12 protein-coding genes are annotated in these 17,017 nt (G+C 68.4%); 7 read left to right on the plus strand and 5 right to left on the minus strand.

Translation table 11 applies throughout. The features are described from left to right. Positions 1–4: 4 nt before the first annotated feature. From AB0L37_RS27155 to AB0L37_RS27170, 4 genes are read right to left on the minus strand one after another with little or no spacing between them, the layout of a single operon-like run. Positions 5–781, minus strand: coding sequence for a succinate dehydrogenase/fumarate reductase iron-sulfur subunit (locus tag AB0L37_RS27155; protein WP_365510644.1), 777 nt, complete (start codon positions 779–781; stop codon positions 5–7). Next, complete coding sequence (locus tag AB0L37_RS27160) at positions 778–2,715, minus strand: fumarate reductase/succinate dehydrogenase flavoprotein subunit (RefSeq protein WP_365510647.1); 1,938 nt, start codon at positions 2,713–2,715, stop codon at positions 778–780. The genes AB0L37_RS27155 and AB0L37_RS27160 overlap by 4 nt, the downstream gene beginning before the upstream one ends. Next, a complete protein-coding gene (locus AB0L37_RS27165; RefSeq protein WP_365510650.1) occupies positions 2,715–3,557 on the minus strand; it encodes a hypothetical protein in 843 nt (280 codons plus the stop codon). Before AB0L37_RS27165 ends, AB0L37_RS27160 begins: the two co-directional genes overlap by 1 nt. A 40-nt stretch (positions 3,558–3,597) precedes the next feature. Beyond that, a complete protein-coding gene (locus tag AB0L37_RS27170; protein WP_365510653.1) occupies positions 3,598–3,891 on the minus strand; it encodes a hypothetical protein in 294 nt (97 codons plus the stop codon). A gap of 519 nt (positions 3,892–4,410) precedes the next feature. On the opposite strand from AB0L37_RS27170, the gene AB0L37_RS27175 reads away from it, so the two are divergent. From AB0L37_RS27175 to AB0L37_RS27205, 7 genes are all read left to right on the plus strand, one after another. Next, positions 4,411–6,735: an ABC transporter family substrate-binding protein gene (locus tag AB0L37_RS27175; protein ID WP_365510901.1), complete on the plus strand. Its 2,325-nt coding sequence runs from the start codon at positions 4,411–4,413 to the stop codon at positions 6,733–6,735. A gap of 266 nt (positions 6,736–7,001) precedes the next feature. Continuing rightward, positions 7,002–8,909 carry a translational GTPase TypA gene (typA, locus tag AB0L37_RS27180; protein WP_365510656.1) on the plus strand — a complete coding sequence of 636 codons (1,908 nt, stop codon included), beginning with the start codon at positions 7,002–7,004 and terminating at the stop codon, positions 8,907–8,909. Between the two features lie 797 nt (positions 8,910–9,706). Beyond that, positions 9,707–10,738: an ABC transporter permease gene (locus AB0L37_RS27185; RefSeq protein ID WP_365510659.1), complete on the plus strand. Its 1,032-nt coding sequence runs from the start codon at positions 9,707–9,709 to the stop codon at positions 10,736–10,738. Positions 10,739–10,846: 108 nt separating this feature from the next. Then, a complete protein-coding gene (locus tag AB0L37_RS27190; RefSeq protein WP_365510662.1) occupies positions 10,847–12,643 on the plus strand; it encodes an ABC transporter substrate-binding protein in 1,797 nt (598 codons plus the stop codon). A 109-nt stretch (positions 12,644–12,752) separates the two neighbouring features. After that, entirely contained in the window at positions 12,753–13,730 is a 978-nt protein-coding gene (locus tag AB0L37_RS27195; RefSeq protein ID WP_365510665.1) for an ABC transporter permease, read from the plus strand. Between the two features lie 9 nt (positions 13,731–13,739). Continuing rightward, positions 13,740–14,801: an ABC transporter ATP-binding protein gene (locus AB0L37_RS27200; protein ID WP_365510668.1), complete on the plus strand. Its 1,062-nt coding sequence runs from the start codon at positions 13,740–13,742 to the stop codon at positions 14,799–14,801. A 26-nt stretch (positions 14,802–14,827) separates the two neighbouring features. Beyond that, positions 14,828–15,952, plus strand: coding sequence for a dipeptide ABC transporter ATP-binding protein (locus AB0L37_RS27205; RefSeq protein ID WP_365510671.1), 1,125 nt, complete (start codon positions 14,828–14,830; stop codon positions 15,950–15,952). Positions 15,953–16,204: 252 nt separating this feature from the next. Here the strand turns inward: AB0L37_RS27205 and AB0L37_RS27210 are convergent, their stop codons facing one another. Then, positions 16,205–16,924: a methyltransferase domain-containing protein gene (locus AB0L37_RS27210; protein ID WP_365510674.1), complete on the minus strand. Its 720-nt coding sequence runs from the start codon at positions 16,922–16,924 to the stop codon at positions 16,205–16,207. Positions 16,925–17,017: the final 93 nt, after the last annotated feature.

Below are 17,017 nucleotides of genomic sequence, written 5' to 3' on the forward strand. Positions count from 1 at the left end.
CCGGTCACTGCTGTGAACGCCGCCGGATCTTGTTCCCCAGCCACACCACCGGATCGTACTTACGGTCAACTGCCCTTTCCTTCAAGGGAATCAGCGCATTGTCCGTGATCTTGATGCCCTCGGGGCAGACCTCCGTGCAGCACTTGGTGATGTTGCAGTAGCCGAGGCCGTGCTCGTCCTGGGCCGTCCGCTTGCGGTCGAGGCCTTCCTCGGCCGCCGCGTCCAGCGGGTGCATGTCCAGTTCGGCGACGCGCATCAGGAAGCGGGGTCCTGCGAACGCGGGCTTGTTCTCCTCGTGGTCGCGCACCACATGGCACGTGTCCTGGCACAGGAAGCACTCGATGCACTTGCGGAACTCCTGCGAGCGGTCGACGTCCTGCTGCATCATCCGGTACTCACCCGGACCGACGCCCTGCGGCGGCACGAACGCCGGCACCTCGCGGGCCTTCTGGTAGTTGAAGCCGACGTCCGTCACCAGATCCCGTACGACGGGGAACGCGCGCAGCGGCGTCACCGTGATCGTGTCGTCCCGGCCGAACACCGACATCCGCGTCATGCACATCAGCCGCGGCCGCCCGTTGATCTCGGCGGAGCACGACCCGCACTTGCCCGCCTTGCAGTTCCAGCGAACTGCCAGGTCGGGGGCCTGAGTTGCCTGGATGCGGTGGACGATGTCGAGGACCACCTCGCCGTCGTTCACCTCGACCGCGAAGTCCTCCAGACCGCCCCCGTCCGTGTCCCCGCGCCACACCTTGAAGTGCGCCTCGTACGCGTCGCTCACTCGAAGAGCTCCTCTTCGGCCAGGTACTTCACCAGCTCCTCCTTCTCGAAGAGGGCGAGCAGGTCGGGGCGGACGGGTTCGGTGGTCTCGCGTACGAGACTGATCTGGCCGCGGACCGGATCGGTGGCGGCCAACCCGCCCGTGGGGTCGCGGAGTTGGCACAGCAGATTCACCCGGCGCCACTGCCGGTCCATCGCCGGATGGTCCTCGCGGGTGTGCCCGCCGCGGGACTCGGTGCGCTCCAGGGCGGCCCGCGCGACGCACTCGCTGACCAGGAGCATGTTGCGCAGGTCGAGCGCGAGGTGCCAGCCGGGGTTGAACTGCCGGTGCCCCTCGACCCCGGCCCGCCGCGCCCGCACCCGCAGATCCGCGAGCTTGCGCAGCGCCTGCTCCATCTCGCCCTCGCGGCGGATGATGCCGACCAGGTCGTTCATCGTCTGCTGGAGTTCCTGGTGCAGCGTGTACGGGTTCTCGGGGACGGTGCCCTCCTCCTGGCCCTCGGCGGAGAAGGGGCGCAGCGCCTCGGCGGCGGCCGCGTCGATCTGGAGATCGGAGACGCCGGGACGGTCGCCGTCGAACCCGGTGGCGTACTGCGCGGCGTGCAGTCCGGCGCGCCGCCCGAAGACCAGCAGGTCGGACAGCGAGTTGCCGCCGAGCCGGTTGGAGCCGTGCATACCGCCGGCCACCTCGCCGGCCGCGTACAGGCCGGGCACGCCGCGCGCCGCCGCCGTGTCCGAGTCGACGGCGATGCCGCCCATCACGTAGTGACAGGTCGGCCCGACCTCCATCGCCTCGGCCGTGATGTCGACGTCCGCCAGCTCCTTGAACTGGTGGTACATGGAAGGGAGCCGGCGCCGGATGACCTCGGCCGGCATGCGCGTCGACACGTCCAGGAAGACGCCGCCGTGCGGGGAGCCGCGCCCGGCCTTCACCTCGGCGTTGATCGCCCGCGCCACCTCGTCGCGCGGCAGCAGTTCGGGGGGACGCCGGTTGTGGTCCGGGTCCTCGTACCAGCGGTCGCCCTCCTCCTCCGACTGCGCGTACTTCTCCTTGAACACGTCGGGGATGTAGTCGAACATGAACCGCTTGCCCTCGGAGTTGCGCAGCACACCGCCGTCGCCGCGCACCGACTCCGTGACGAGGATCCCCTTCACGGACGGCGGCCAGACCATCCCCGTCGGGTGGAACTGCACGAACTCCATGTTGAGCAGGGGAGCGCCCGCGAGCAGGGCGAGGGCGTGCCCGTCACCCGTGTACTCCCACGAGTTCGACGTCACCTTGAAGGACTTGCCGATGCCGCCGGTCGACAGCACGACACTCGGCGCCTCAAGGACGAAGAAGCGCCCGCTCTCGCGCTCGTAGCAGAAGGCCCCGGAGACCCGCTCCCCGCCCTCGTCCTTCAACACCCGGGTGACGGTGCACTCCTGAAAGACCTTCAGGCGTGACTCGTAGTCGCCGGTCTCCTTGAAGTCCTGCTGCTGGAGCTGGACGATCTTCTGCTGGAGCGTGCGGATGAGCTCCAGACCCGTACGGTCACCGACGTGCGCGAGCCGCGGGTACTCGTGCCCGCCGAAGTTGCGCTGCGAGATCCGCCCGTCGGCCGTACGGTCGAACAGGGCGCCCCAGGTCTCCAACTCCCATACCCGGTCGGGTGCTTCGCGCGCGTGCAGCTCGGCCATCCGCCACTGGTTGAGGAACTTGCCGCCGCGCATCGTGTCGCGGAAGTGGACCTGCCAGCTGTCCCCGGAGTTCACATTGCCCATGGCGGCCGCGATGCCGCCCTCCGCCATCACCGTATGGGCCTTGCCGAACAGGGACTTGCAGATCACGGCCGTACGAGCACCGCGCTCACGCGCCTCGATCGCCGCCCTCAGTCCGGCGCCGCCGGCGCCCACCACGACAACATCCCACTGCTGCCGCTCCACAACTGACATCAGAAGAACCTCGGATCATCGAAAGCGCCGGACGCGACCAGGTACACGTAGAAGTCGGCGAGCGCCACGCTCACCAACGAGGCCCAGGCGAGCAGCATGTGACGGGCATTCAGTTTCCCCACCCAGCCCCAGAGCCGATACCGCACCGGATGCTTCGAGAAGTGCTTCAGCCGCCCGCCGACGATGTGCCGGCACGAGTGGCAGGAGATGGTGTACGCCCAGATCAGCCCGATGTTGAGCAGGAACACGAGGGAGCCGAGCCCCATGTGCCCCCACTCGTACTTCTCGTTGCGGAACGAGAGCACGGTGTCGTACGTGAGGATGCAGGCGACGAGCACGGCCGCGTAGAAGAAGTACCGGTGGATGTTCTGAAGGATCAGCGGGAACTTCGTCTCCCCGCTGTACTTCTTGTGCGGCTCGGCCACCGCGCAGGCCGGCGGCGACGCCCAGAAGCCGCGGTAGTAGGCCTTGCGGTAGTAGTAGCAGGTCAGCCGGAAGCCCAGCGGGAAGATCAGGATGAGCAGGGCGGGGGACAGGCCCCACCAGCCGCCGAACAGCTCCCAGTTGGGGCCGTGCCGCATCGGCGCGCAGTTGTCGGCGAGGCACGGCGAGTAGAACGGCGAGACGTACGGCGCCGCGTAGTAGTCCGCATTGGCGAAGGCCCGCCACGTCGAGTAGACGACGAAGGCGAACAGGCCCGCGGCGGTCGCCGCCGGGGCCAGCCACCAGCGGTCCGTGCGCAGATGCGGCGCGGAGATCGCGGCACGCGTCCGGCCGCGGACGCCGGTGCCGCTCACGGGATGGGGTTCTTCGGTACTGGTGGGTTCCGTGCCGGTGGCCAACGAAGCCTCCGCTCGAAGGGACTCGGGTCGTGGGTGTGCGTCAGGGGGCGTGCCGGTCCCGCGCGCCGAGCCCCTCGTCGTCCGAATCGGTCCACAGGGAGCTGTCGTACGGGGTGTCGGGGATCGTGACGAAGCCCTCCGGGCGGTGCGGGCGGCTCCGGCCCTGTGTCGTGGCCGTCGCGCGCAGCAGGGCCACGCTCTCGCGCAGGTGGTCGGTGTCGGCGCGGACGCGGCGCAGGTCCGGTCCGGCGGGGTCCGTCGTGAGGCGGCCCACCGCGCGGGTGAGCTCGTCGACGCAGCGCTGCACTGCCGCCAAGTCGTCGTTCAGGGACATGACTTGCCCTCGCTTCCGCTGGTGCGGCGGAGATGCTCATGCGCCTGCGAGTGTCGCGCGTCACATTGCCGTTTGTGAAGAGAGCGGGGCGGATTCGGGGGCTGCGCTGGTTGCGCGCCCCCCATTTCACGCCGGGCATTTCGGGTGCGGCTCCGGTGGGGGCTGGCCGCGCCCCGCGGCGGAGCCGCTCATGACACAGCCCCGCGCCCCTGAGATGCGCACTTCGTGCGCCATCTCATGGGGCGCGTTCGTGTCGGGGAAATGCGACGCGAAGCGTGTGCATTTCAGGGGCGCGGGGAACTGCGCGACCAGCCACCCACCCACCCGCAGCCGCGATGCACGGCACCGGCACCCCCGGAAGGCGCCCCCGGTTAAGCCGCACGAGTGGCCTTGCAGCGGCGCGCCGCCGTGTCGCCCGCGCCCAGCGCACCCCAACCACTTCAGTGGGCCAATAGATGTGATCAGCGACATATACCGCCAAACGTGATCAACCGGCCCGCCCCGGAGGTACTCGCCGAGATGCACCCCAACCCCAGGCGCCCAGGCGCAGCCGCCCGCTCGGCCGCGTTTCTCGTGAGCAGCGCGCTCGCCGTGACCGCCCTCGCGGGGTGCGGCGCCGACGACGAGGCGAGCGCCCCCTCCGCCGGGCAGGACATCGCCCCCGCAGCCCGTGACCAGATCAGGGACGGCGGCACCCTGCGCTGGGCGATCGACGCCATGCCCGGCACCCTCAACTCCTTCCAGGCGGACGCCGACGGAGGCACGAGCCGGATCACCGGCGCCGTGCTCCCGGCGATGTTCCGCATCGACGCGCAGGGCCGCCCCCGGCGCGACGCCGACTACCTGGAGAAGGCCCAGGTCATCGAGACCGAGCCCAAGCAGGTCGTGCTGTACAAGCTGAACCAGCAGGCCGTCTGGAGCGACGGCCGCGAGATCGGCGCCCCCGACTTCGCCGCCCAGTGGCGCGCCCTGTCCGGCAAGGACACCGCGTACTGGACCGCGCACAACGCCGGCTACGACCGCATCGAGAAGATCGAGCGCGGCGCGAACGACCTGGAGGTCCGGGTCACGTTCGCCAAGCCGTACGCGGACTGGCGCTCCCTGTTCTCGCCGCTGTACCCCAAGGACGTCATGGGGACCCCGGACAACTTCAATGAGGGCGCGCGCCGCAAGCTCAAGGTCACCGCGGGACCCTTCGCCATCGACGGGATCGACCGCGACGACAAGCAGGTCAGCCTCAAGCGCAACCCGCGCTGGTGGGGCCGCCCCGCCAAGCTCGACAAGCTCGTCCTGACCGCCGTACCCCGCTCCGAGCGCGCCGCCGCCCTCGCCGCGGGCAAGCTCGACCTGGCCGACCTCGACACCGGCGGCGCCGACCGCATCTCGTACGCGGCCCGCGACAAGGGCGCGTCGGGCCCGCTCGCCCACGGCCCGGGCGCCGCCCTCACCCCCGGCAAGGCGCTGCGCTCCTGGGCGATCGTGCACGGGGACGACGAGGAGGCGGCCGAGGAGGAGATCGCGGCCCGCAAGAAGACCCGCAAGGCCATCAAGAAGTACGCGAGGGAACAGGCGAACCTGCACGGCTTCCAGGTCCGCAAGTCCCTCGAACCGGCCTACACCCAGCTCGCCCTGAACGGCTCCGAGGGCCCCCTCGCCGACGAGCGCGTGCGCCGCGCCGTCGCCCGCGCCCTCGACCGCACCCAGCTCGCCGAGGCCGTCCTCAAGCCGCTCGGCCTGCCGGTCACCACCGTCGACAACCACCTCGCCCTGTCCGGGCAGGACGCGTACGCCGACAACAGCGACGCGCTCGGCGACCAGGACACCGCCGAGGCGCAGGCGCTGCTCGCGGAGGCGGGCTGGACGCCGGGCGGCCCGCTGAAGGAGAAGAAGGAGAAGCCGAAGACGGCGGGCGGCGAGTCCGACACCGACGCGGCCGGCGACTCCGAGGACTCCGGCGACGGCACGTACATCGTCGGCGAGGACGACAAGCCCTCCGACGACAAGCCCGCCGACAACGCGCCGCCGCTGCTCGGCCCCGGCCCGGTCGCCGCCGCCCAGTACGCCGCGCTGCTGCACCAGGCCGACGCGATGAAGGTCCGCGAGGCCGACAAGGAGAAGAAGAAGCACCCCGCCCACAAGAACTCACAGCACTCCCAGCACTCCCGGCATTCCGAGCACGCCGGCAAGAAGGACAGCGCGGCCCGGCACGGCGGCGCCCCCGGCGCGTACGCACCCAAGGGCACGGCCGCCCCGGCCGGCGCCGCCGCGGGCCCGCTCGCCAAGGACGGCAAGCCGCTGACCCTGCGCTTCGTGCTCCCCTCCGGCGAGGGCTCGGAGCAGCTGCGCGCGGTCGCCGACCGGATCACGCAGATGCTCCAGAAGATCGGCGTGCGGACGGACGTCATGAAGGTCGACGACGACAGCTACTTCAAGGACCACATCGCGTCCGGCCAGTACGACCTGGCGCTGTACTCGTGGCCCGCCTCGGCCTACCCGGCCACCGACGCCCGCCCCATCTACGCCAAGCCGGTCCCGGCCGCCGACGGCTCGCTCACCGTCGAGCAGAACTACACGCGGGTCGGCACCGACCACATCGACCAGCTCTTCGACCAGGCCATCGGCGAGCTCGACGAGGACGAGGAGCGTGCGCTGGTGAAGCAGGCGGACGCCCGTATCTGGGCCGCCGCAGGATCGATTCCGCTCTACCAGCGCCCGGAGCTGGTCGCGGCCAGGCCGAACCTGGCCAACGCGGGTGCCTTCGGCTTCCAGGAGCCGGAGTACGAGGACATCGGCTTCCTGAAGCCGGGCGCCAAGCCGTCGTCGTCCCCCTCCACGGACTCGTAGAGCGGGGCCCGCACACCGGCATCAAGATTCTTTAGCTCAGATCAAGCTCAATTCCCTTGCCCGCCGGACCGTCCGGCGGGCAAGGTTCGTTACACCCGTTGACCTGCGGTTTTCTCTGTCTGCCCGCCGCCCCGCACGGCCCGGCAGAGCCCCCACCCGTCGAGCCACGTACCATGGGGTAAGGCCGTGGCGTGTCCAGCCCGGCAGGGCGCGCGTATCACTGATGTACGCGCAGCCGTCCACTCACTCCGGGAGTACGCCGCAATATGGCCACGCGCCACGACATCCGAAACGTCGCCATCGTCGCCCACGTCGACCACGGCAAGACGACCATCGTCGACGCCATGCTCAAGCAGGCCGGCTCCTTCGCCGCGCACGCTGCCGAGTCCCTCGACGATCGCATGATGGACTCGAATGACCTGGAGCGTGAGAAGGGCATCACGATCCTCGCCAAGAACACGGCGGTGAAGTACCACCCGAAGGATGGCGGCGACGTCATCACGATCAACATCATCGACACCCCCGGCCACGCCGACTTCGGTGGTGAGGTCGAGCGCGGCCTGTCGATGGTCGACGCCGTCGTGCTGCTCGTGGACGCGTCCGAGGGCCCGCTCCCGCAGACCCGCTTCGTGCTGCGCAAGGCGCTCCAGCAGCGTCTGCCCGTCATCCTGTGCATCAACAAGACGGACCGCCCGGACTCCCGGATCGACGAGGTCGTCAACGAGACGTACGACCTCTTCCTCGACCTGGACGCCGACGAGGACCAGATCGAGTTCCCGATCGTCTACGCGTGCGGCCGTGACGGCATCGCGTCGCTGACCAAGCCGGAGAACGGCACGGTCCCGGCGGACTCCACCAGCCTGGAGCCGTTCTTCTCCACGATCCTGGAGCACGTCCCGGCCCCGACGTACGACCCGGAGGCCCCCCTCCAGGCGCACGTGACGAACCTGGACGCCGACAACTTCCTCGGCCGTATCGCGCTCCTGCGCGTCGAGCAGGGCGAGCTGCGCAAGGGCCAGACCGTCGCGTGGATCAAGCGCGACGGGACGATCCAGAACGTCCGCATCACCGAGCTGATGATGACCGAGGCGCTCACCCGCAAGCCGGCCGAGATGGCGGGCCCCGGTGACATCTGCGCCGTGGCCGGTATCCCGGACATCATGATCGGCGAGACCCTGGCCGACCCGGAGAACCCGATCGCGCTGCCGCTCATCACGGTGGACGAGCCGGCCATCTCCATGACCATCGGCACCAACACCTCGCCGCTCGTCGGCCGTGGTGGCACGGGCAAGGGCGCGGCCGCCAAGTCGGCCGTCAAGGACCGCAAGGTCACCGCCCGCCAGGTCAAGGACCGCCTCGACCGCGAGCTGATCGGTAACGTCTCGCTGCGTGTCCTGGAGACCGAGCGTCCCGACGCCTGGGAGGTGCAGGGCCGCGGTGAGCTGGCGCTCGCCATCCTGGTCGAGCAGATGCGCCGCGAGGGCTTCGAGCTGACCATCGGCAAGCCGCAGGTCGTCACCCAGATCATCGACGGCAAGGTCCACGAGCCGGTCGAGCGCCTCACGGTCGACGTCCCCGAGGAGCACATGGGCGCCGTCACGCAGCTCATGGGCGTCCGCAAGGGCCGTATGGACAACATGTCGAACCACGGCTCCGGCTGGGTCCGCATGGAGTTCGTCGTCCCGTCCCGCGGCCTCATCGGCTTCCGTACGGAGTTCCTGACGAACACCCGCGGTACGGGTATCGCGCACTCCATCCACGAGGGCCACGAGCCGTGGTTCGGCACGCTGACGACCCGTAACAACGGCTCGCTGGTCGCCGACCGCGCCGGCGCCGTCACCGGGTTCGCGATGACGAACCTCCAGGAGCGTGGCGTGCTGTTCACCGAGCCCGGCACCGAGGTGTACGAGGGCATGATCGTCGGCGAGAACTCGCGCGCCGACGACATGGACGTGAACATCACCAAGGAGAAGAAGCTCACCAACATGCGCTCCGCCTCCGCCGACTCCTTCGAGGCGATCGTCCCGCCGCGCAAGCTCTCCCTGGAGCAGTCCCTGGAGTTCTGCCGCGACGACGAGTGCGTCGAGGTGACCCCGGAGGCCGTGCGCATCCGCAAGGTCGTCCTGGACCAGAAGGAGCGCGGCCGCTCGGCCTCGCGCGCCAAGCACAGCTGACCTCAGGCCAGTTGAAGGGCCCGGTCCCCCGAAAGGGGTGCCGGGCCCTTTGCGTTGCCGCTAATCTGCCGGTGTCTACGCGGGGTGACCGCGGCCGGGGACAGGGCGGGTAAGGCGTCGCCCAACAAAGGGTCAAATACCGCCCCGGCGCAAGTGATTAAGTCCACGGTGGTGTCCGGTATCCGGGCGCGAGTGGTCGATAGGTATGTAACACGTCCGTTTCGCGGTCATCTATCTCGGATCTGTTTGTCCGGATTTCGGGAGAAGTACGTGTCAGGTGTGATCGAACCGAGACCAAAAGAGTGTGGTCGCGACAGCCGACGTGGCTAATAGTTGACCGCGTAGAGCTCGGGTCAATGGGTCACGCGCTGTGGGGAGCGCGCCGACTCGCGAGCACACTAGGGGCACATGCACCTTCGCCGTCAGGGGTGTCGGCTTGGTGAATCGTGCCTCCACTTGCAGTGAACAAAGTGGACTCATGAGGAGGAACCCATGCGAGGTGCCACAAGCGCCATATGGGTCGCGTCGTCCCCGATGACAGGTGTTGTAGGCCCCGCGGGCACGTCCAGTCCCGTTCTGGTGGCCGAGGTAACGATCCAGCGTCGCGAACGCGCTTGACGGCTCGGCCTGTTGACGACCGGCTGCGGCCGACGTACAGCAGGGCCAGGGTTCCCCAGGGGTGGGTTCACCCCAGTCGTTGTTCCCCTCGCGCGCTTCGAATGACGTACGCCGTGCGATGGCCGTCGGGTCCGTCTCGTACCCCCGACGACCTCCAACACCTGTGAAATGGACGAATCATGACGAGTCCAATCGAGATTGAGGGCGCCGTTACCTCTTCCGCCTTGGACAAGGAGAGCGCGCCGCAGGGCGACGCCCCGGAGCCCAAGAAGCTGGAGGGGCGCAGCCCTGGACAGCTGATGTGGCGCCGGTTCAAGCGCGACAAGACGGGCATCATCTCCGCCTGCATCGTGCTGTTCTTCTTCGCGATAGCCGCGCTCGCGCCGGTCATCACGAAGCTGTACGGCAAGGACCCGTACACGTTCTACGGCCAGGACGACCCGACGCTGCTCAACGAGTTCAACCTGCCGGCCGGGCCCAACGGCGGTATGTCGCCCGAGCACTGGTTCGGCATCGACCCGAACTACGGGCGCGACGTCTTCGCGTACCTGCTGTACGGAATGCGTACGTCGCTCGGCACGGCGCTGCTCGCCACCATCGGCATGGTGTTGATCGGCATCGTCATCGGTCTGGTCGGCGGCTACTTCGGCGGCAAGACCGACTACTGGCTGGGTCGGTTCACCGACTTCATGCTGGCGCTGCCCAGCCAGCTGTTCATGGTGGCGGTCATGCCCGTCGTCGTCACGGTGTTCGTCGCGCCCGACGAGGAGACGCCCACCTACGTGCGCTTCCTCGCCATCACCGGCGTGATGTGGATGCTGACCTGGATGAGCCTGTCGCGTCTGATCCGCGCCGTCACCCTCTCCCTGCGTGAGCGGGAGTTCGTGGAGGCCGCTCGGGTCGCGGGCGCCTCGCCCTGGCGCATCGTCCGCAAGGAGCTGCTGCCCAACCTGGTCACGCCGATCATCGTGCAGGGCACGTACCTCCTCCCCAGCACCATCCTCTCGGTCGCCTTCCTCTCCTTCGTCGGCGTGGGCTATCAAGACCCCACTCCCGACTGGGGATTGATGTTCGCCACCGCCGCGAACATCTACGAGCAGGACCCGACCTACATGTTCTTCCCGGGTGTCGCCATGGTCGTCTTCGTCGTGGCGTTCAACCTCCTCGGTGACTCGGTCCGGGATGCCTTCGATCCCAAGACCGGACGCTGAACCGGCATCACCCAGGGGGTTAGCTGCCACCCGGGCACCGGGGGGACCAACCGGATGCGCCAGGCAGCACCAAAGGATCACTACTCACAGGCAGGTGGACTCAACTCCATGAGCATCCTTCGATCGCGCACGGCGCAGGCAACGGTCGCCGCGGCAGCCGTCGGCGCACTCGCACTGACCGGCTGCAGCAGCGGCAGCAAGAGCGACAACAAGCCGGCCGGCAAGTCCCAGGAGGACGCCAAGGCGCAGGCCAAGCCCGTCGCCATGGGCACCGCCCAGGACTCGGTGGGCCCGGCCAAGCCGGTCGCCGGTGCCAAGAAGGGCGGCACCGTCCAGGTCTACCAGGAGGCGGACTTCTCGCACCTGGACCCGGGGCAGATCTACGTCTCCGACGCCGGCATGCTCGCCAAGCTCCTCTACCGTGGCCTGACCACGTACACCGAGGACGCCCAGGGCAACCAGACGGTCGTCGGCGACCTCGCCACCGACCCGGGCAAGTCCTCGGACGGCGGCAAGACCTGGACCTTCACGCTGAAGGACGGGATCAAGGACCAGAACGGCCACGTCATCACGTCAGCCGACATGCGCCACTCGATCGAGCGTCTGTACGCCGACTTCGAGACGGACGGTCCGACCTACATCCAGCAGTGGCTGTCGGGCGCGGGCACCAAGTACCGCGAGGCCTACAAGGGCCCGTACGGCGGCAAGCACCTGCCGAAGTCGGTCCTGGACACGCCGGACGACAAGACCATCGTCTTCCACTTCCTCGAGGCGCACACCGACGTGCCGCAGGCGCTCGCCATGGCCGCCTACTCCGTCGTGCCCGAGAAGACGGACACGAAGCAGAAGTACGACCAGGCGCCCGTCGCCACCGGTCCGTACAAGGTCGCCTCGTACAAGTCGGGCAAGTCCCTCTCCCTGACGCGCAACGAGAACTGGGACGAGAAGACCGACCCGCTGCGTCACGCCTACGTCGACGGCTGGAACATCGAGTTCAACCACGACAAGGCCGACCAGACGAAGACGATCCTGGCCGACCGCGGCGAGGCCAAGAACGCGATCATGTTCACCGGCCAGGTCGACGCCACCCAGCTGCAGAAGATCACGTCCAACAAGACCGTGATGAAGCGCACGATCCAGGGCTACGCCCCGTACGTGTGGCAGCTGAACTTCAACATGGACCGCGTCAAGGACAAGAAGCTCCGTGACGCCATCGCCCTCGCGATCCCGGCCACCGCGGCCGCCCGCGCCGACGGTGGTGCCTACGGCGGTGACGCGGCCACGTCGCTGATGTCGCCCACCACCCCGGGCTACGACAAGACGTACGACCCGTTCGACCGCGTCAAGAAGCCGAACGGCGACATCGAGAAGGCGAAGAAGCTCGTCAAGGAGGCGGGCGCCGAGGGCAAGAAGCTCGTCTACGCCTACGCCAACACCCCGGTGCGTACCACGCAGGCCAACCTGATCATCAACAACCTTGAGAAGATCGGGCTCGACATCCAGAAGAAGGAAGTCGACCAGGCCACCTGGTACGAGCAGATGGGCAAGGTCAAGAACGGCATGGACCTGTACATGACCGGTTGGGGTCAGGACTGGGCCGACGGCAACACCGTCTTCCCGCCCTCCTTCGACGGTGCGCAGATCCAGGACGGTGCCTCGAACTACTCGCACACCAACGACAAGCACGTGAACTCGGAGCTCGCCCGCATCCAGAAGATCGCGGACGCCGACGAGCGCGCCTCTGAGTACGCGAAGCTCTCGAAGTACATCTCCGAGAAGATCAACCCGGCTGCTCCGATCTACTACACCAAGGTGTTCCAGATCGCCGGTTCGAACGTGGGCGGCCTGCGCTACGGCCAGGTGGTCAGCTACACCGACCCGACCACGATCTACCTGAAGAAGTAACCAGCTCAAGGCAGTTCCCGGGGGTGAAGGCGCGGCGGAGCCTTCACCCCCGGACCGCCGGTCCCCTCCTGGCCTCCCACCGCCGCCGTCCTGAGAGCAGCTTCCTGCCATGCTTCGATTTCTCATACGCCGGGCGTCTGGCGCAGCACTCATCCTCCTGCTGATCAGCGCCTTCACGTTCTTCATGTACTTCGCCATCCCACAGGACCCGGCGACACTCGCGTGCGGCAAGAACTGCACCAAGGCCGCGCTCGAAGTGATCCACAAGAACCTGGGGCTCAACGACCCGGTGCCGGTGCAGTACTGGCACTACCTCTCCGGCATCTTCGTCGGACGTGACTTCGGGGTGGGACATTGCGACGCGCCGTGCTTCGGCGTCTCGTTCCGCAACAACCAGATGGTGTGGGACACCATCATGGACCGCCTCCCGCTGACGCTCTCGCTCACCTTCGGCGGCCTCATCGTCTTCCTGTTCGTCGGTCTCGGCGCCGGCCTCATGGCCGCCCGCTACCGCGGCACCTGGCTCGACAAGCTCTTCAGCGGCGGCTCGCTGGTGCTCAGCTCGTTCCAGATCTACTTCCTCGGCCCGATCGTGCTCGGCATCTTCGTCTACAGCACGGGATGGCTGGACAAGCCCAAGTACGTACCCATCACCGAGGATCCGGCCGGCTGGTTCATGGGCCTGCTGATCCCCTGGATCGTGATGGCGACGATCTTCACGGCCAACTACACGCGTATGTCCCGCTCCTCGATGATCGAGCAGCTCCAGGAAGAACATGTACGCGCTGCCAAGGCCAAGGGCATGAGTAGCCGCTACGTCTTCTACCGGTACGCGTGGCGCGGCTCCGTGATCCCGATCATCACCATCCTCGGCATGGACATCGGCGCCCTGCTCAGTGGTGGCATGGTCACCGAACTCACCTTCGGCCTGGCCGGGTTCGGACGCCTCGCGCGTGACTCGGTCATCCTGAAGGACCTGCCGGTTCTCATGGGCGTCATGATCATCAGCGCCGCCTTCATCATCATCTGCAACATCGTCGTGGACGCCCTGTACGCCGTGATCGACCCGCGCGTGCGCCTGTCCTAGGAGAACCCCGTGACCACACTCACCAAGACCGAGGACGCCCCGGCCCCGACCGGTTCCGAAGCGTTCCTGTCGGTACGCGACCTGCGGGTGCAGTTCTCCACCGAGGACGGCGCCGTCAAGGCGGTGGACGGGCTCTCCTTCGACCTCGAGCGCGGCAAGACGCTCGGTATCGTCGGTGAGTCGGGCTCCGGCAAGTCGGTCACCAACCTGACCGTGCTCGGCCTGCACAACCCGGCGACCGCCACCATCGACGGCGAGATCGTCCTCGACGGCAAGGAGCTGCTCACCGCCTCCGAGCATGAGCTGGAGAAGCTCCGCGGCAACAAGATGGCGATGATCTTCCAGGACTCGCTGACCGCCCTGTCGCCGTACTACACGGTGGGCCGGCAGATCGCCGAGCCCTTCCGCAAGCACACCGGTGCCTCCAAGAAGGAGGCCCGCGACCGGGCCATCGAGATGCTGGGCAAGGTCGGCATCCCGCAGCCCAAGCAGCGCGTGGACGACTACCCGCACCAGTTCTCCGGCGGTATGCGCCAGCGAGCCATGATCGCCATGTCGCTGGCCTGCAACCCCGAGCTGCTGATCGCGGACGAGCCGACCACCGCGCTCGACGTGACGGTGCAGGCGCAGATCCTCGACCTGCTCAAGGACCTCCAGCAGGAGTTCGGCTCCGCGATCATCATGATCACCCACGACCTGGGTGTGGTCGCGAACATGGCGGACGACATCCTCGTGATGTACGCGGGCCGTGCCGTGGAGCGCGGCAGCACCCGCGAGGTGCTCAAGTCGCCTCAGCACCCTTACACCTGGGGCCTGTTGAGCTCGATGCCGCGCCTGTCCTCGGACGTCGACGAGCCGCTCCTGCCGATCCCCGGCTCGCCGCCGTCGCTGCTGAACCCGCCTTCGGGCTGCCCGTTCCACCCGCGCTGCACGTTCACCGACAAGGTGACGGACGGCCGCTGCTCGGGCGAGCGTCCGCTGCTCCCGGCCGGGCGCGGTTCCGCCTGCCACCTGACGGCGGACCAGAAGCAGCAGGTGTTCATCGACACGATTCAGCCCCGGCTGGGCTGAGCTGAAACCGGCGACTGGGGCAGACCATGAGCGACAACAACAGCACGACCACGGCGGTCGCCGACGCGGCGATCCCCGAGCAGCGCGGCGGCGACACCGCCCCGCTGATGCAGGTGCGTAACCTGCACAAGCACTTCCCGATCAAGGGCGGCTTCCCGATCCGGCGCACCGTCGGCGCGGTCAAGGCCGTCGACGGCGTGGACTTCGACGTGTACCCCGGCGAGAGCCTGGGTCTGGTCGGCGAGTCCGGCTGCGGCAAGTCGACGACGGGCCGTCTCCTGACCCGTCTGTACGAGCCCACGCAGGGCACGATCACGTACAAGGGCCAGGACATCAGCACGGCCAGCCGCCGGCAGCTGGCGCCCATCAGGTCCGAGATCCAGATGATCTTCCAGGACCCGTACGCGTCGCTCAACCCGCGGCAGACGGTCGGCTCGATCATCTCCGGCCCGATGGAGATCAACGGCATCAACCCGCCCGGGGGCCGTGAGAACCGGGTCCGCGAACTCCTGGAGATCGTCGGCCTCAGCCCGGAGCACTACAACCGCTTCCCGCACGAGTTCTCCGGCGGTCAGCGCCAGCGCATCGGTGTCGCCCGCGCGGTGGCCCTGGAGCCGAAGCTGATCGTCGCGGACGAGCCCGTCTCGGCGCTCGACGTCTCCATCCAGGCCCAGGTGGTGAACCTTCTCCAGAAGGTCCAGCGGGAGATGGGCATCGCGTTCGTCTTCATCGCCCACGACCTGGCGATCGTGCGGCACTTCTCGCAGCGCGTCGCGGTGATGTACCTCGGCAAGGTCATGGAGATCGCGGACCGCGACTCCCTGTACAACCGGCCGCGTCACCCGTACACGCACGCGCTGATGTCGGCCGTGCCCGACGCGGACATCGACGCGAACAAGAAGGAGCGCATCCGCCTCGAGGGCGACGTGCCCTCGCCGATCGCTCCGCCGTCCGGCTGCCGCTTCCGCACCCGGTGCTGGAAGGCGCAGGACAAGTGCGCCACGGAGGAGCCGCCGCTGGTGCAGATCTCCGGGTCCAAGGCGGGGCATCTGACTGCCTGCCACTTCCCGGAGGAGCCGTCGATCGAGGCGCGTGCCGAGGACATCGTTCTTGACCCGGCGCTTGCGGCGCTGGAGGACGACAAGTCCTGACGCTCGGCTTGTACGAGGCTGCGGCCCGGCCCTGGTGACTTGTTCACCGGCGCCGGGCCGCGGTCTTTTTGTCTGCGGGTGCGTGGGGGCTGGTCGCGCCCCGCGGCGGAGCCGCTAATGACACAGCCCCGCGCCCCTGGAAGGCATGCGCTGCGCGCAGCCTTCCCCCGATGAGATGCGGCCCGAAGGGCCTGCATCTCAGGGGCGCGGGGAACTGCGCGACCAGCCCCCATGCACGCCGCAGCCGGAATCTCACCGCACCCGGCAGACGCTGACGATCTCCGGACTGGTCGCCGCGTCGAAAGGGGCACCGGCAAAGTCACCGAAGCGGGATTCGACCACCAGCCCCGCCTCACCCAGGAACCCGTCCAGCTCACCCGGCGCCAAGAAGCGGAGCGTACTGCGGCTGAGCTCGGGCGCGGCCCACCCCGGCGCCTCGAACGTCGTCGTGAACGTGACGGTCCGCCCGTCGAAGTCGCCCACCACCTCGTGTGCCACCCGGACGCCCGCGACCTCGGACGCGCCCCACGACTCCCACGCCCGCACCGCGGGGTTCCGCGTCTCGAACGCGAACCGTCCCCCGGCCCCGAGCAGCTCCCGCACCGCGGCGAGGGACCGGCGTATCTCGTCGTCGTCGACCCAGACCTGGAACGCGTGCCCGTTCATCAGGACCAGGTCGAAGGGGCCCGTCACCCGCGCCGACGCCAGCGTTCCCGCGACCCACTCGACGCCGGAGGCCGCCCGCTCCCGCGCCACGGCGAGCATCCCCGCCGCCGGGTCGAGTCCGACCAGCCGCCCCGGGTGTCCCTCCTCCCGCGCCCGGATCAGCAGGGCCCCCGTACCGCACCCCACATCGAGCACCGATCCGGCGCCGCGCACCAGGCCGAGATAGAAGTCGTCGCAGGGTGCCCACGGGTTCATGGCGTCGTAGAGGCGGGCGAGGCGGGTGTCGGCAAAGGCGTGGTCGACCATCGGGCGATCATCGCGCGCCGTACGCGACCGCCGCGAGGCATTTCCCGTAAGGCCGATGCCGGAGTGCGATATGCCCGGCTTGGGTCGATATTT

The sequence above is a fragment of the Streptomyces sp. NPDC052225 genome (assembly GCF_040679615.1).
Lineage (GTDB): Bacteria > Actinomycetota > Actinomycetes > Streptomycetales > Streptomycetaceae > Streptomyces.

Excerpts from the sequence above, each read along its gene's own strand:
- AB0L37_RS27195 (WP_365510665.1), top strand. The coding sequence starts at position 12,753 with ATGCTTCGATTTCTCATACGCCGGGCGTCTGGCGCAGCACTCATCCTC.
- AB0L37_RS27160 (WP_365510647.1), bottom strand. The coding sequence starts at position 2,715 with ATGTCAGTTGTGGAGCGGCAGCAGTGGGATGTTGTCGTGGTGGGCGCC.
- AB0L37_RS27210 (WP_365510674.1), bottom strand. The coding sequence starts at position 16,924 with ATGGTCGACCACGCCTTTGCCGACACCCGCCTCGCCCGCCTCTACGAC.
- AB0L37_RS27205 (WP_365510671.1), top strand. The coding sequence starts at position 14,828 with ATGAGCGACAACAACAGCACGACCACGGCGGTCGCCGACGCGGCGATC.
- typA (WP_365510656.1), top strand. The coding sequence starts at position 7,002 with ATGGCCACGCGCCACGACATCCGAAACGTCGCCATCGTCGCCCACGTC.
- AB0L37_RS27185 (WP_365510659.1), top strand. The coding sequence starts at position 9,707 with ATGACGAGTCCAATCGAGATTGAGGGCGCCGTTACCTCTTCCGCCTTG.
- AB0L37_RS27170 (WP_365510653.1), bottom strand. The coding sequence starts at position 3,891 with ATGTCCCTGAACGACGACTTGGCGGCAGTGCAGCGCTGCGTCGACGAG.
- AB0L37_RS27175 (WP_365510901.1), top strand. The coding sequence starts at position 4,411 with ATGCACCCCAACCCCAGGCGCCCAGGCGCAGCCGCCCGCTCGGCCGCG.
- AB0L37_RS27190 (WP_365510662.1), top strand. The coding sequence starts at position 10,847 with ATGAGCATCCTTCGATCGCGCACGGCGCAGGCAACGGTCGCCGCGGCA.